Annotated in this window: 13 protein-coding genes; 4 read left to right on the forward strand and 9 right to left on the reverse strand. The window is 65.8% G+C overall.

What is annotated here, in order from left to right; genetic code table 11:
* Nucleotides 1-31: 31 nt before the first annotated feature.
* The 4 genes from XI02_RS29615 to rfaD form a co-directional block, all read right to left on the reverse strand.
* On the reverse strand, nucleotides 32-1,945 hold the full coding sequence (locus tag XI02_RS29615) for a nucleoside-diphosphate sugar epimerase/dehydratase (RefSeq protein ID WP_016840369.1): 1,914 nt from the start codon (nucleotides 1,943-1,945) through the stop codon (nucleotides 32-34).
* Between the two features lie 84 nt (nucleotides 1,946-2,029).
* The gene (locus XI02_RS29620) at nucleotides 2,030-3,310 is read right to left on the reverse strand and encodes an O-antigen ligase (RefSeq protein ID WP_016840368.1); all 1,281 of its coding nucleotides are present in this window, start codon (nucleotides 3,308-3,310) and stop codon (nucleotides 2,030-2,032) included.
* A gap of 8 nt (nucleotides 3,311-3,318) precedes the next feature.
* Nucleotides 3,319-4,791, reverse strand: a complete 1,473-nt coding sequence (gene rfaE1 / locus XI02_RS29625) for a D-glycero-beta-D-manno-heptose-7-phosphate kinase (RefSeq protein ID WP_172647659.1) — start codon at nucleotides 4,789-4,791, stop codon at nucleotides 3,319-3,321.
* Between the two features lie 18 nt (nucleotides 4,792-4,809).
* Nucleotides 4,810-5,790: an ADP-glyceromanno-heptose 6-epimerase gene (gene rfaD / locus XI02_RS29630; protein ID WP_038380740.1), complete on the reverse strand. Its 981-nt coding sequence runs from the start codon at nucleotides 5,788-5,790 to the stop codon at nucleotides 4,810-4,812.
* Nucleotides 5,791-5,925: 135 nt separating this feature from the next.
* Between rfaD and waaF the strand changes: the two genes are divergently transcribed.
* Entirely contained in the window at nucleotides 5,926-6,990 is a 1,065-nt protein-coding gene (gene waaF, locus XI02_RS29635) for a lipopolysaccharide heptosyltransferase II (RefSeq protein WP_194483239.1), read from the forward strand.
* Here the strand turns inward: waaF and XI02_RS29640 are convergent.
* The gene (locus XI02_RS29640; protein ID WP_172649144.1) at nucleotides 6,972-8,012 is read right to left on the reverse strand and encodes a glycosyltransferase family 4 protein; all 1,041 of its coding nucleotides are present in this window, start codon (nucleotides 8,010-8,012) and stop codon (nucleotides 6,972-6,974) included. The genes waaF and XI02_RS29640 overlap by 19 nt on opposite strands.
* Before the next feature lie 138 nt (nucleotides 8,013-8,150).
* On the opposite strand from XI02_RS29640, the gene galE reads away from it, so the two are divergent.
* The gene (gene galE, locus XI02_RS29645; protein ID WP_172647657.1) at nucleotides 8,151-9,164 is read left to right on the forward strand and encodes a UDP-glucose 4-epimerase GalE; all 1,014 of its coding nucleotides are present in this window, start codon (nucleotides 8,151-8,153) and stop codon (nucleotides 9,162-9,164) included.
* Between the two features lie 109 nt (nucleotides 9,165-9,273).
* Nucleotides 9,274-11,085, forward strand: a complete 1,812-nt coding sequence (locus XI02_RS29650; RefSeq protein ID WP_172647656.1) for an ABC transporter ATP-binding protein — start codon at nucleotides 9,274-9,276, stop codon at nucleotides 11,083-11,085.
* Nucleotides 11,086-11,094: 9 nt separating this feature from the next.
* Here XI02_RS29650 and XI02_RS29655 read toward each other — a convergent pair whose 3' ends face one another.
* On the reverse strand, nucleotides 11,095-11,370 hold the full coding sequence (locus XI02_RS29655) for a membrane dipeptidase (RefSeq protein ID WP_244981086.1): 276 nt from the start codon (nucleotides 11,368-11,370) through the stop codon (nucleotides 11,095-11,097).
* 190 nt (nucleotides 11,371-11,560) lie between these two features.
* Here XI02_RS29655 and XI02_RS29660 point away from each other — a divergent pair, with 190 nt between their 5' ends.
* Nucleotides 11,561-12,262 (forward strand): fumarylacetoacetate hydrolase family protein, encoded by a 702-nt coding sequence (locus XI02_RS29660; protein WP_028341609.1) that lies wholly within the window; start codon nucleotides 11,561-11,563, stop codon nucleotides 12,260-12,262.
* A 68-nt stretch (nucleotides 12,263-12,330) separates the two neighbouring features.
* Here XI02_RS29660 and XI02_RS29665 read toward each other — a convergent pair whose 3' ends face one another.
* The 3 genes from XI02_RS29665 to XI02_RS29675 all read right to left on the reverse strand — a co-directional run bounded on the left by XI02_RS29665 (nucleotide 12,331) and on the right by XI02_RS29675 (nucleotide 14,451).
* Nucleotides 12,331-12,555 (reverse strand): hypothetical protein, encoded by a 225-nt coding sequence (locus XI02_RS29665; protein ID WP_057016719.1) that lies wholly within the window; start codon nucleotides 12,553-12,555, stop codon nucleotides 12,331-12,333.
* 134 nt (nucleotides 12,556-12,689) lie between these two features.
* On the reverse strand, nucleotides 12,690-13,067 hold the full coding sequence (locus tag XI02_RS29670) for an SPW repeat protein (protein ID WP_244981085.1): 378 nt from the start codon (nucleotides 13,065-13,067) through the stop codon (nucleotides 12,690-12,692).
* Between the two features lie 19 nt (nucleotides 13,068-13,086).
* Entirely contained in the window at nucleotides 13,087-14,451 is a 1,365-nt protein-coding gene (locus XI02_RS29675; RefSeq protein ID WP_225160129.1) for an MFS transporter, read from the reverse strand.
* Nucleotides 14,452-14,689: the final 238 nt, after the last annotated feature.

The raw sequence follows: 14,689 nt of genomic DNA on the forward strand, positions 1-14,689 counted from the left end.
GTCCTGTCTCGGCGTCCGCAGAACGGCGCGGTCAGGCGGCATTCGATCCGAACTCGGGCACGGCGTCCTGAAGGACGGCGCGGATGGTCACACGGTCATCTCTCTCGATCGCATCCTCCAGCGCCGCGAGCCACTTGCGCAGCCTCGACATCGGAGGCTGGTTCGGCTTGGCGGCCATGACGCCGGCGACGCCGATTTCGAGCGTCGGCTCCTGGCTTGCGAACAGGATCTCGTTCAGCCGCTCGCCGGGACGGATGCCGCTGAACACGATCTCGACGTCGACGCCGGGTTGCAGGCCCGACAAACGGATCATCCGCTCGGCGAGATCGACGATCTTCACCGGTTGCCCCATGTTCAGCACATAAACCGAGACGTCGGGCCGCGCCGGCGTCACGGCGTGCGTCGCTGCGGTGATCACGAGATCGCAGGCCTCGCGGATCGTCATGAAGTAGCGAACCATGTCCGGATGGGTCACCGTGATCGGTCCGCCGGCCTCGATCTGCGCCTTGAATTTCGGCACCACCGATCCATTGGACGCCAGCACGTTGCCGAACCGCACCGAGATCAGCCGCATGTGCGGCTTGCCCTTTGCCTCGGTCATCAGGTCATGGTCCAGCGCCTGACAATACATCTCGGCGAACCGCTTGGTCAGGCCCAGCATCGACACCGGCTCGATCGCCTTGTCGGTCGAGATCATCACCATCGCGCTCGCGCCCGCGGCATGCGCGGCGTCGGCCACGTTCACCGACCCGAAGATGTTGGTCTTGACCCCTTCGCTCCAGTCGCGCTCCAGGATCGGTACATGCTTGAGCGCCGCGGCATGGAACACGATGTCGGGCTTGAACTCGCTCATCAGCCGCGTGATGCGCTCGCGATCCCGGATATCGGCGATCCGGCCTTCGATCTCGGGGCCGGAGTCACGCGCGGACAGCGCCTCGGTGACCGCATAGAGCGCCGGCTCCGAGTTCTCCACGACCAGGAGGCGCGCCGCGCCGAAGGTCGCGACCCGTTCGCAGATTTCGGCGCCGATCGAGCCGCCGCCGCCGGTCACGATGACGGACTTGCCCCGCACCAGCGTCTCGAGCCGCGCGTAGTCGATCTTCTGGCTCGGGCGCAGCAGCAGGTCCTCGACGGCGACGTTGGTCAGTCGCGGCGCGTCGCCGCCTTCCAGCGACGGCAGGCGACTGACCATCACGCCGAGCCGCCGGGCGCGCATCAGCACGCTTTCCGGATGCGCTTCGGGTTCGAAGGCCGACGGTGTCATGACCACGCGCTTGATCGGCCGCTGGCGGGTCTCGAAATCCCGAATCACGGCCTCGATGTCGTCGACGCCGCCGACCACGGGAATGTTGCGGATCATCTGGCCGCGGTCCGCGTCCGACGGCGAGAGCACGCCGACCGGCCAGAGCCGCTTGATCGCGCCATTCTCGATGCCGCGCAGCACGACTTCGGCATCGGCCGTACGTCCGACCAGCAGCGCCGGCGCGGCGTTGTCGGATCGGGCATGCAGGCGCGTGCGCGAATAACGGAAATAGCGGTAGCCGAGGCGCAACGCGCTCAGCGCGAACACCTCGAGGAAGAAGAACAGGATGATCGTGACCCGGCCGAGGAACACCGGGCTTTGCGAATTCGTGCCGGTGAAGAAGTAGACGTAGTCCAGCACGACCAGTGCCAGGGTCAGCACGGCTGCAACCCGCAGGATATTCACCGCGTCCGGCAGCGAGGTGAAGCGCCATTTCGCCGTGGTCAGATTGGAGAAATAGCTGACGAAAACGCTGAACAGCACGAACCAGGGCAGAATCAGCAGCAGATGCGGCAATCGATCGGTGAGGAGGCTGCCCTCGAAACGCAGATAGAAGCTCGCCAGCAACGCAAACGTCGTCGCGAGCGCGTCATGCACCAAAATCAGGAAATTGCGCAGGGTGAGTTGTGAAAGACGCGTCATCTAACGGACGGGTTGCCGGCAACTGGGAGTTCGCGATGAGACATTGGCAGGCTGATAGCGTATCTGCAGCGCCCTTGCCAGCGATCATGGACGAGCAGGCGGTTCGGGTTCCATACCGGCCCCCAATTGCCCCTTCAACGCCATGCCGCCCGCAACTCCGACGCCCAGCACATACATCCAGCCCTCATGAAAGTCGAAGATGTGTGAATTAAACAACGAACTAGAAATATTCTGTACCACGACGAGAAGCCCGATCCAGTTGACGAGACCGTCGCCGCGGAACAGCAAAAGGTGCAGGAGCCACATCGCGTACAGTATCGCCACACCCACAATGCCCCACTGCACGGCGACGTTCAACGTTTGATTGTGGGGGTTTCCGATCACTTCGCCGGAGGCCTGGGTCACACCGCCCTTCGCGACGCGCTCGAACAGGCCCCGCGTCGCGCCGGTGCCATGGCCGATCACCGGAGCCTCGGCGAAGAAGCCGAGCGACTTGCGCCAGAATTCGAGCCGCAAGCCGAGCGAGGTCGGCTCGTTGCGCTCCATGTAGAGCTTGTAGTCGCGCTCGAATGACTCGGCCGTCGAGCGCAATTGCGAAGAGCCGTACCACGCCACCACGGATAACGCGGCGGCCGCACAAAGGATCAGGACGATGCTGCGCCAGCGCAGATGGAGCAGCGCAAACACCGCGAACATGATCGGAACCGTCACCAATGCAGTCCGCGACACCACCACCATCGCCATGTTGGCGAACAGGCTGAGCGCAATCGCGATCAGCAACATGGCCGGCAGGATGCGCTTGGCCCGCAGCAGCATCACGACCGGATAGGCCAGCGCGACCGCGCACAACGTGAATTCCTGGCTCTGGTCGATGTAGTTCTTGACGAAGACTCCCTGCTCGCCAGGCGCGGGCGCCCTCAGTGCGAGGTGCGGATAGGCAAGCACCAGCCAGGACATCAGCATCAGCAGCGTGCAGGAGACGAGGAAAGCGACAAACACCCAGGTCCCGCGGTCCGAGCGCTGGAAATGATAGAGCAGGACCGGGAGCACGAGGAGCTTCGCGGTCGGCCCGACCGCGTAGAATCGCGCGCCCCAGGCCGCGTCCGACCAGAGCGTGCCGACAAGCGCGAGGCAAAACAACGCGACCGGCGCCAGGCAGATCGGCCGCTTCAGCAGCGCCCAGAACGCCTTCAGATCGACCGTCGGCGCAATCGCGATCAGCAGCACCACGCCGAAGATGCCGACCAGCGAGGTCGACCACGGCAGCGACAGCGCAATCAGGACCGCGACCACATCGGTCGCGGTCTGCCAGCGCGCCGGATCGCGCCAGGCCGGACACGCCGCGGCGCCTGCCGGGGATGCCATGCTTGCGCTCACGCCTTGCCCTCACGGGCCCGCGCAACCAGCGACGTCGTGCTGTGGCCGGCCAGGATCTCGACCAGCACCACCTCGCCGCCGGCCGCTTCGACGATCTCGTGGCCGACCACCTGCTCGCGGGTATAGTCGCCGCCCTTGACCAGCACGCTCGGCCGCACCTGCGTGATCAGATTGATCGGCGTGTCCTCCTCGAAGATCGCGACGAGGTCGACGGCTTCCAGCGCCGCCAGCACCTCGGCGCGGGCGCGCTCGTTCTGCACCGGACGTCCCTCGCCCTTCAGCCGCTTCACCGAGGCGTCGCTGTTCAACCCGACGACCAGGCGGTCACAGGCGCCGCGCGCGGCGGTCAGCACCTTGACGTGGCCGGGATGCAGGATGTCGAAGCAGCCATTGGTGAAGCCGATGCGCAGATCCTGCCGGCGCCACTCCGCAAGGTGTGCATCGATGTCGCCGCCGGCCGGGACGATCTTCTCCTCGGCCGCCAGCGAAGCGTGCGGCAGGATCCTTCGGCGCAATTCGGCGGACTTGACGATCGCGGTGCCGGTCTTGCCGACCGCAACCGCCGCCGCCGCGCTCGCGATCCGCAGCGCGCCTTCCCAGTCGGCCCCACCCGCCAGCGCCAGCGCCAGCGCCGCGGCAACGGTATCGCCGGCGCCGGAGACGTCGCGCACCTTGACCGGCAGCGCCGGCACATGGATCGATTCGCCGCCCCGCGTCACCAGCGTCATGCCGCGCTCGCCCTGCGTCACCAGCATCGCCTCGCAATCCGCGAGATACATCGCATCGGGCGCGGCCTGCGCGATGCTGTCCTGGCTGTCGGCGCGGCTGCGGGTCGCCTCGGCGAATTCCTTGCGGTTCGGCGTCAGCACGGTCGCGCCGCGATAGATCGCAAGATTGGCGCTCTTGGGGTCGACGATGACGCGCTTTTGCGCCTGGCGCGCGGCGTCGATCACATTGCGGATCACGCGCGCGGTGAGCACGCCCTTGGCGTAGTCCGACAGCAGCACGATGTCGGCCCGCGCAAGTCGCGGCAGGATCGCGTCGATCAGCTGCTGCTCGATGGCCGGCGCGGCCGGCGCGGCGAGTTCCCAGTCGGAGCGCAGCATGTGGGTGGAGAATTGCTCGGAGACGAAGCGCACCTTGCGCGTGGTCGGACGCGCGGCGTCGCTCACCAGCACGGTCTCGACAGCGGCCTCCTTCGCCAGCGCCTCGGCCAGCACCGCGCCGGCGGCGTCCTCGCCGATCAGGCCGACGAAGATGCAGCGCCCGCCAAGCGCGGCGATGTTGCGCGCGACGTTGCCGGCGCCGCCGATATTGGTCTCGCTGCGCCTGACCGCGATCACCGGCGCCGGCGCCTCCGGCGAGATTCGCGACACCTCGCCATAGACGAACTCGTCGAGCATGAGATCGCCGACGCAGAGCACGGTCTGGCCGGACATTGCACGCGAGATCGCTTCAAAATCGAACATCAGTCACCGTCATCCGCACTAGCGATAGCGATCCGCGCGATCGAGAAAGCCCGTCACATAGGCCCCGACTGCGTCTTCCAGGCGGGTAAAACCGCCATTGTACCCGGCGCGCCCGAGACGATCGACGACGCTCTGGGTGAAGTACTGGTAGCTGCCGCGGATCTGCTCGGGCATGTCGACATACTGGATGTTCGGCTCCAGCCCGAGCGCGCCGTAGGCCGACACGATCAGGTCCTTGAAGCTGCGCGCCTTGCCGGTACCGACATTGAACAGCCCGGATACCCGCGGCGTCGCGATCAGCCACATCATCACCCGCACGACGTCGTCGACATAGATGAAGTCGCGGCGCTGATCGCCGTCGGCGATGCCCTCGCGATGCGACTTGAATAGCTGCACGACGTGGCCCGCCTTGATGTCGTCGAAGCGGCGCGCGAGCACGCTCATCATCGGGCCCTTGTGGTATTCGTTGGGGCCGAACACGTTGAAGAATTTCAACCCGGCCCATTGCGGCGGCAGGCGCTCGCCCTTCGCCGCGCGCTCGGCGACCGCAAGATCGAACAGGTTCTTGCTCCAGCCGTACAGGTTCATCGGCCGCAGCCGCTTCAGCGCCTCGACTGACGCGTCGTCGTCAAACCCCCGTTCGCCGTCGCCATAGGTGGCGGCGGAGGAGGCGTAGATGAACGGCGTGGCATTTGCCGTGCACCAGTCGAGCAGCCGCATCGAGAGGCGGAAATTGGTCTCGATCACCAGATCGCCGTCGGTTGCCGTGGTCTCGGAGATGGCGCCGAGATGGATCACGGCGGTGAGCCGTCGCCCCTTCAGCCAGTCGCCCAACTCGGCTGGCGGAACGACATCGGCAAGCTGCCGCTTGGCGAGGTTCCGCCACTTGCCGTCCTGCCCAAGCACGTCACAGACCGCCACGTCGCTGCGCCCGGCGTCGTTCAACGCGGCCACGACGTTCGATCCGATAAAACCGGCGCCCCCGGTTACCAGAAACATGATGAAATCCCGCCAGATTCCTTTGCAGCCGTCAGCTTTGCCCCACTCCCGCGTCGCAGGCAACGACGGCTTTACCTCTCATCGCGAACCGGTTACCGACTTGGCCGCGCCCGACCGGTCCTGGCCTATTTAGAAATGAATCTTGATTCAATATCTGATATCGAAACACAGGATACCGAGGATACCAGACCTATCCTCGTCGTGCCCTATGTTTGGATCGGCGATTTCGTGCGCGGCCACACCGTGGTCCGGGTGCTCCGCAAGCGCTGGCCGAACCGGCCGATCGACCTTCTGACATCCCGGCTTTGCGCCCCTTTGGTCGATTATATGCCCGATGTTCGTGCCGGGATCGTGTTCGACCTGCCGCGCAGCCGGCTGGCGCTGGCCCAGCAGCAGGCCCTCGCGGCCGAGCTTCGCAGCCGGAACTACGCCACCGCGCTGGTGCTGCCGCGGACCTGGAAGGCCGCCCTCGCGCCGGCGCTGGCGGGCATCCCGGAACGGGTCGGCTTCTTTGGCGAGGGGCGGTTCGGCCTGATCAACGCGATGCGATGGGGCGAAAAGCGGCAGCCGCGCTTCATCGACAAGAACGCGATCCTGGCGCTGCCTGACGGCGCCGCCCGCCCGCCGGAATGGCCGGTGCCGCAGCTCCGGGTTCCCGCGCACGACATCGAACGCTGGCGGCAGGCCAACGGCCTCGGCCGCGGTCCCGCCATCGCACTCGGCCCCGGCTCGGTCGGCGCCTCGAAACGCTGGACCTATTATCCGGAGGCCGCGCGGCTGTTCGCCGAACATGGCTTCGATGTCTGGGTGGTGGGCGGCCCCGGCGAGAAGGCGCTGGCGCAGGAGATTTCGGCTGTCGGCGGCGCGCGGGTCCGCGACCTCACCGGCACCGATCTGCGCAACGGCATCCTTGCGATGGCCGCGGCCAGCGTCGCCGTGACCAACGACTCCGGGCTGATGCACATCGCCGCCGCAATCGGCACGCCGACCATGGGCATCTTCGGTCCGACCGATCCTTATCTCTGGGCGCCCCTCAACGGCCTTGCCGCGACGGTGCTGCAAACCAAGAGCAAGTTGTCGTGCCAGCCGTGCCAGCGCACGGTCTGCACCATGAACGACCATCGCTGCATGCGCGACATCGCAGCCGAAGAGGTCGTGGAGATTGCGCAGCGCGTGCTGGCTCAGGTCAGCGCGCTGTAGACCCTGGCGATCGCGCCCGCTTCCGCATCGAGGCTGAACTTATCCACAACTCGTTGCCGCGCGCGCCCCCCCATCGCCGCGGCCGCTGCCGGATCACGCATCAAGGGCTCGAGCGCGGCCACCAGCGCGTCGGTGTCGCCGGGCGGCGTCAGCACGCCGGTGACGCCGTCCTCGACCACGAACTCGGCCGCGCCCGCACGCGCCGCCACCAGCGCCGCACCCGCCGACATCGCCTCGATCAGGGTCAGGCCGAAACCTTCATTGCGCGAGGTAAAGGCGTAGATCGTCAGCCGCTGGTACCAGCGCACGACATCCTCGATCGGCAGTTCGCCCGTGATGATGATGCGCGATTGCAGGCCGGCGGCCTCGATCTTCCGCTTCAGCTCGTTGGCAAAGGCGAGTTGCTCCGGCACCACGGCGCCGACGATGACGGCGGTGAAATCGGGATAGCGCGGCAGCAGCCTGCACATCGCCTCGACGAAGACGTCGCTGCCCTTCTGCGCGCGCACCCGCCCGAAGCAGCCGATCGCATAGCGTCCCGGCAGTCCGCTCTCGGCGAAGGCTGCCGCGCGATCGGCGGGCGGCGCATAGCGATCGGTGTCGACGCCGTGCATCACCACTGTCGCATCGCGCTTCAGATAGGAGGCCGACAGCGGACTGGTGGCGATGATCGCATCCATGTTGCGGATCAGCCAGCGCGTCAGCCAGGTGTGATGGCGCTGCGCCGCCGAGGTGAAGATCAGTTTCAGCGGCCAGCCGAGCGCGCGCAGCACGAGCCCGACGATCATCTCGTCGTTGCGCCGCGCATGCCAGATCAGCGGCGATGCGCGCCGCCACAGGTGCAGGAGATCTGCAAATCCGATCGCGTCGATGCCGTCGGGCCGATGCGAGCCGAGCCAGCCTGCGCGAAACATCTTTGCGAGTTTCGGCGCGACCATGCGGTTAGTCGCGGTGACACCCGAATAGCGTCGGTGCAGATTGGGCACGATGAGCTCGAGCTCGCCGGCAGGTGTGTTCTCGATCGGCACGCAAGTCTCCGTTTCGTGCCAGTTCCTATACGCAACATTAAGCATAGTGGCCAGTTCGGCCGCGGCGAAACCCCCTCTTCACCGCACTCCCGCTAGCATCGTCGGTTAAAGAATATCGGGAGAGCTCTACCCATGACCGTGCTCGTGACCGGCGGCGCCGGCTATATCGGAAGTCACATGGTTCATGCGCTGGTCGATGCCGGCGAGAGCGTCGTCGTGATCGACAACCTTTCCACCGGCTTCTCCGCGTTCCTGCCCGAAGGCGTGCCGCTGTTCATCGGCGATGCCGGCGACGAGAACCTCGTCGAGGGCGTGATCGCCCAGCACGGCATCGACAGCATCATCCATTTCGCCGGCTCCGTCGTGGTGCCGGACTCGATGCGCGATCCGCTCGGCTACTACCGCAACAACACCATGACGACGCGCAGCCTGCTCAACGCCGCGGTGAAGGGCGGCGTCAGCCGCTTCATCTTCTCCTCGACCGCGGCCGTCTACGGCAACCCAGACCAGGTGCCGGTGCCGGAGATCGCACCGACCCGTCCGCTGTCGCCCTACGGCTCGTCGAAGCTCATGACCGAGATCATGCTGCACGACGTCGCGTCCGCTCATGGCATGAGCTACGTCGTGCTGCGCTACTTCAACGTCGCCGGCGCCGACCCGAAAGGCCGCGTCGGCCTTGCCACCATCGGCGCCACCCATTTGCTCAAGATCGCGGTCGAGGCCGCGACCGGCCAGCGCGCCAAGATCGACGTGTTCGGCACCGACTATCCGACCCAGGACGGCAGCTGCATCAGGGATTTCATCCATGTCAGCGACCTCGTCGAGGCGCATCGCTCGGCGCTGTCCTATCTGCGCGCCGGCGGGCAATCGGTGACGATGAATTGCGGTTATGGCCGCGGCTATTCCGTGCTCGAGACGATCGAGGCGGTACGCCGGGTCTCGATGCGCAATTTCGCGGTGGCCTACGCCGCGCGCCGGCCCGGCGACATCATGACCATGGTGGCCGACACGACCAGGATCCGCTCGCTGCTCGACTGGACCCCGCGTTATGATGATCTCGAGACCATCGCGAGCCATGCGCTGGCCTGGGAGGAGAAGCTGTTCCGGGAGCGCGCCAGCTCCGCCCGACAGGCGGAATCGGCCTAAAAAACAAACCGTTATCAAGCAGTTATTGTGCTTGAAAAAGCCCCGCCAAGCGGGCAAGGAGGTCCCGCAACCCTGACGGCCGGCGCTGCCCGCCGTCAATGGAACGCGGATGGCCCAGTTTCCAAAGAAAATTACCGACGATCCCTATGGCGCGGCGATCCTGATTCGCCGCCTGGTCATGGAACAAGGGATTAACTATTGGCGGCGCTATCTGACGGCGTTCGCCCTGATGGCCGTTGCGGCCGGCTCGACCGCCGGCGCCACCTACGTGCTCGGCCAGGTGATCAACCAGGCCTATGTCGACAAGAACATCCCCGGCATCGCCATGTTCGCCGGGATCACGGTGGTGCTGCTGTTCATCAAGGGCGTGGCGACCTACGGCCACATGGTGATCCTGAACAAGATCTCCAACGCCATCCTCGCCAGCAACCAGCGGCAACTATTCGCCAAGCTGATGAGCGAGAGCATCGGCTTCTTCTCGCAACGGCACTCGTCGGAATTCCTGGCGCGGCTCACGGCCGGCGCCAAGTCAATCACCGACGTGCTCAACATGCTGGTCAATGCGATCGGCCGCGACTTCCTGATGCTGATCAGTATGGTCGCCGTCATGGTCTGGCAGGACCCGCTGATGTCGTTCATCGGGCTCGTGGCGGTGCCGCCGGCGATGCTGATGCTGCGCAAGCTGGTGAAGCGGATCAAGGGGCTCGCCTACAACCAGTTCACCGGCACCGCCGACATCATGGAGACGATGCAGGAATCGCTGCAGGGCATCCGCACCGTGAAGGCGTTCACGCTGGAAGGCACCATGCAGCAGCGGATCGACGAGCACATCGCAACCGTCGAGAGCAATGCCAACAAGATGGCGCGCGTCGCCAACCGTTCCAATCCGCTGATGGAGATGCTCGGCGGCTTCGCGGTCGCCGGCTGCCTGATGTATGGCGGCTACAGTGTGGTGGCGCTCGGTTCCACTCCGGGCCAGTTCTTCACGTTCCTGACCGCGTTCCTGATGGCGACCGAGCCGGCCAAGCGGCTGGCGCGGCTCAACATCGACCTCAACAGCCAGTTGGTCGGCGCGCGGATGCTGCTCGAGGTGGTCGACAGCCCGGCGAGCGAACAGACGGATGACGACAAGCCGGCGCTGAAACTCTCCGACGCGCGGATCGAACTGCGCGACGTCAGCTTCGCCTATCGGCCGGGCGAGCCGGTGCTGAACCGCATGACCTTCGTGGCCGAGCCCGGCAAGGTGACCGCGCTGGTCGGCCCCTCCGGCGGCGGCAAATCGACCGTGCTGGCCTTGCTGCTGCGCTTCTACGAGACGCGCGAGGGCGACATCCTGATCGACGGACAATCGATCTCCCAGGTGTCGCGCAAGTCGCTGCGGCAGCAGACCGCCTATGTCGGACAGGACGTCTATCTGTTCCGCGATACCATCCGTGCCAACATCGCCTTCGGCAAGCAGGGCGCCAGCGAGCAAGAGATCGTCGACGCCGCCAAGGCCGCCTGCGCGCACGACTTCATCATGAGCTTCCCGCTCGGCTATGACACACCGGTCGGCGAGCACGGCACCCAGCTGTCCGGCGGGCAGCGCCAGCGCATCGCGGTCGCCCGCGCCTTGATCAAGAACGCGCCTATCATCCTGCTCGACGAGGCCACCGCCGCGCTCGACTCGGAGTCCGAGAAGCAGGTGCAGGAAGCGATCGAGCATCTCTGCCAGGGCCGCACCACGATCGTGATCGCGCACCGCCTGCACACCATCATGCATGCCGATGCGATCCTGGTGGTCGAGGGCGGCGAGATCGTCGAGCGCGGACGGCACGAGGAGTTGCTGCGCCGCGGCGGCCGCTACGCTTCGTTCTTCCGCCTGCAGCATCACCACGACCCGTCGCCGCTGGCGCTGGCGCCGATCAGCGCCGCCGGCTAGATCTTCTTCTCATCCCCTCGGGGCAATGCCTGCGCGGAGCACGCGCAGCACGTTGCCGCCCATGACCTTGCGGATGTCGTCCTCCGAGAACCCGCGCGACATCAGCGCCTGGGTCACGGCGACGATCTCGCCGGCATCGAAGCCCGTGGTGGTCGAGCCGTCGAAATCCGAGCCGAAACCGACATGGTCGATCCCAACCAGATCGCGGACATGGGCGATCGCCCGCGCCACGTTGTTCGGATCGAGCGAGCAGACCGCGCCTTGCCAGAAACCGATGCCGACCACGCCGCCGGTCCGCGCGGCACCCCGGACTTCGTCTCATGGGCAGCACCGCCTTCGTCGACCAAAGGCGGCCGCGCTCGGCGGAAAGCTGGCCTCACCTCTGCGCCGGATGCAGCCGCGGCCACTAGCCCTGAGCGGCGTAAGCGCGTAAATACCGCCCGCGCTCCCTCCTTCAACCCTCCGGGACCCGTTCATGAACGCCGCATCCACCGTCATTCCGCTTCCCCCGCAGCCCTCGCTTCCAGTCGTCGGCGAATCCGGCACCTATCCGGTCCGCCGCATCTGGTGCGTTGGCCGCAACTATCTCGAGCATATCAGGGAGATGGGCAATGACGAGCGCGCGCCGCCGTTCTTCTTCGGCAAGCATGCCGACATGCTGGTGCCCGATGGTGCGACCATCCCCTATCCGCCGCTGACCAAGGACCTGCATCACGAGGTCGAGCTGGTGGTGGCGATGAAGAGCGGCGGGCTGAACATTCCCGCCGACAAGGCGCTCGAGCATGTCTACGGCTATGCCGTCGGCATCGACCTGACCCGCCGCGACCTGCAGATCGCCTCGCGCAAGAAGGAGCGGCCCTGGGAGATCGGCAAGTCGTTCGACTATTCCGCGCCCTGCTCGGCGATCCAGCCGGCCGCAAAGATCGGCCACCCGACCGCGGGCAAAATCTGGCTCACCGTCAACGGCAAGGAAGCGCAGAAGGGCGACCTCACCGAGCTGATCTGGAACGTGCCTGAAATCATCTGGCAGCTCTCGCAGCAGGTGAAGCTCGCCGCCGGCGACATCATCATGACCGGCACGCCCGCCGGCGTCTCGCAGCTGCAGGTGGGCGACAAGCTCGAATGCGGTGTCGACGGCGTCGGCAAGCTCGCGGTGACGATCGGCAAGCCGGAATAACCGCCTCAGCAGACGAGGCAAGGCCCAAAGCCCCGGACCTCAGGTCCGGGGCTTTTTGCTGTGCGCGGTCAGCGCATCGTGCCGGGCATGCAGGGCGGCTCGGTGAACGGGGCGGTCGCGAACGATCCGACCTTCGGCGCGCGCACACAATCGGTGGTCTTGCTGCTGACCGTCGTTGTCGTCATCGAAGCATTGGCGCGCCGCACCGCAGCGTTGTTGCCGGCGGCGGACGCCTGCGCCGAACAGGCGGCTGCCGCAACCAGCGCAAGCGCTGCGAGGGTCAGTTTGGTCATGGGATTTCTCCGTACAGTGGATGAAGCCGACCTAGCTCGGCTCCTGTGTTCAGGACCGCGCGCGCCCGGAAATTATTTCATCACGCGCGATCACCGCGCCGCGAGCGCCCGATCACATCAGTTGGAGCGGGATCCTACTGCCTTTCGGCGGCCTGCGACGCCGCCGGACCGAGATGCGTCTTCTCGTACTCGAGCCACAGTTCGAGCAGCGCCATGAAGGCCACCACCGCGCCGGCGGCGATGGCAAAATGCATCGCGCGGGTATGCGCGAAGCCGAGCAGCCAGGGCGAGACGATCAGCCAGCACCCGACGACCAGGTTGATCCATTCTTCCCAGATCGAAAACGCGACGATCGCCGCCAGCGACATGATCGCGACCGCCGCGCCGCTGATCCTGAGATCGATCGCCGCGGTCGGATTGGCCTGCACGAACAGCCACGGCGCAGCAAGCAGGAAGATCGCTGCAACGAGGTTATAGAGATCGAGAGCCGATTCTTTTCGCCATTTCGTCATCTGCCGCTCCATTGCTGACTCAAGCCCGACGTTCATGCGCGCCGGCCGCATTGATGTCCTTGCCGGTGAAGTCGGTCATCAGCGCGGTCGCGACCAGCGTGATGACGGCGCAGAGCGCGATGTAGACCGCGATCGCGATCCACGAATGATAGGTGCCGTACAGCCACGCCGCGATCAGCGGCGCCGGACCGCCGGCGATGACGGACGCGAGCTGATAGCCGAGCGAGGCGCCGCTGTAGCGCAAGCGCCCGGTAAAGCTTTCGGCGATCAGCGCGGCCTGCGGCCCGTACTGCATGTCGTGCGGAATGAGCGAGAGAATGATCGCGAGGAAGATGATCGACGCCGATCCGGTATTGAGCATCGCGAAGTAGATGAAGCCGAAGATGCCGGTCACCAACGCGCCGATCATGTACATGTTCTTGCGGCCGATCTGGTCCGACAGGTGCCCGAACACCGGGATCGAGACGAACGACAGCACCGAGGCCGCGAGCACCGCGGTGAGCAGGAAATCGCGCGAGACGTGCAGCGTGCCGGTGCCGTAGGAAAACACGAAGGCGGTGAAGATGTAGAACGGCGCCTGCTCGGACATCCGCGCGAAGGCGGACAGCAGGATCTCCTTGGGATGGTCCTTGATCACGGTCAGCATCGGCGTGCGGTCGAGCTGACGCTCGGCCAGCAGCCTGGTGAAGACAGGCGTTTCCAGAATGCCGAGCCGGATGTAGAGGCCGACGCCGACCAGGACGATGCTGAGCGCGAACGGAACGCGCCAGCCCCACGCCAGGAACTGGTCGCCCGACATCTGGCTGAAGGCCAGCACGGCGAGATTGGCGAGGAACAGCCCGCAGGGCACGCCGAATTGCGGCCATGACGCGATCAGGCCGCGGGAGCGATCGTTGCGCGCCCATTCCATCGACATCAGCACCGAGCCGCCCCATTCGCCGCCGACGCCGACGCCCTGGATGAAGCGTAGCACGGTCAGGATCACCGCGCCCCAGATGCCGATGCTGGAATAGGTCGGCACCAATGCGACCGCCGCGGTCGCCAGGCCCATCAACAGCAGCGTCGCGATCAGCGTCGACTTGCGGCCGATGCGGTCGCCATAGTGCCCGAAGATCGCAGCCCCGATCGGCCGCGCGACGAAGCCGACCGCGTAGATGGCGAAGGCCTCCAGCGTGCCGACCCAGGGATCGGAATTCGGAAAGAACAGTTTCGCGAAAACCAGGCCGGTGACGGTGCTGTAGAGAAAGAAGTCATACCACTCGATCGCGGTCCCGATCGTGGAGGCGATCACCGCACGGCGCATCTGGAGCTGATGCTCGGATGGCGTGAGCTGGTTGGCGTCGAGGCCGGGAGTTGGACGAAGCGTTGGGCCAAATGTTGCCATGGGGGTGTCTCCCTCGCAGGCCCCCGGACGGATATTGACTGTGGTTCGTTTGAGTACGAACGATAACACGCCCCGGAAAGTTCCACTGGAAGGGACCGTCGAGGCTTGAACTTTAGTCGGCCACGGCGAGCGACAATCGCAACCGTCCGGTACGCCGAAGGCGTCGTCCGTCTCCCGCACCGAGTGCCGGATCATGCTTCGCACATGGCTGCCGGATGCGCCCGGCAGCCGCCGGGCG

The organism is Bradyrhizobium sp. CCBAU 21365, assembly GCF_015291305.1.
In the GTDB taxonomy this organism is placed as follows: Bacteria; Pseudomonadota; Alphaproteobacteria; order Rhizobiales; family Xanthobacteraceae; genus Bradyrhizobium; species Bradyrhizobium elkanii.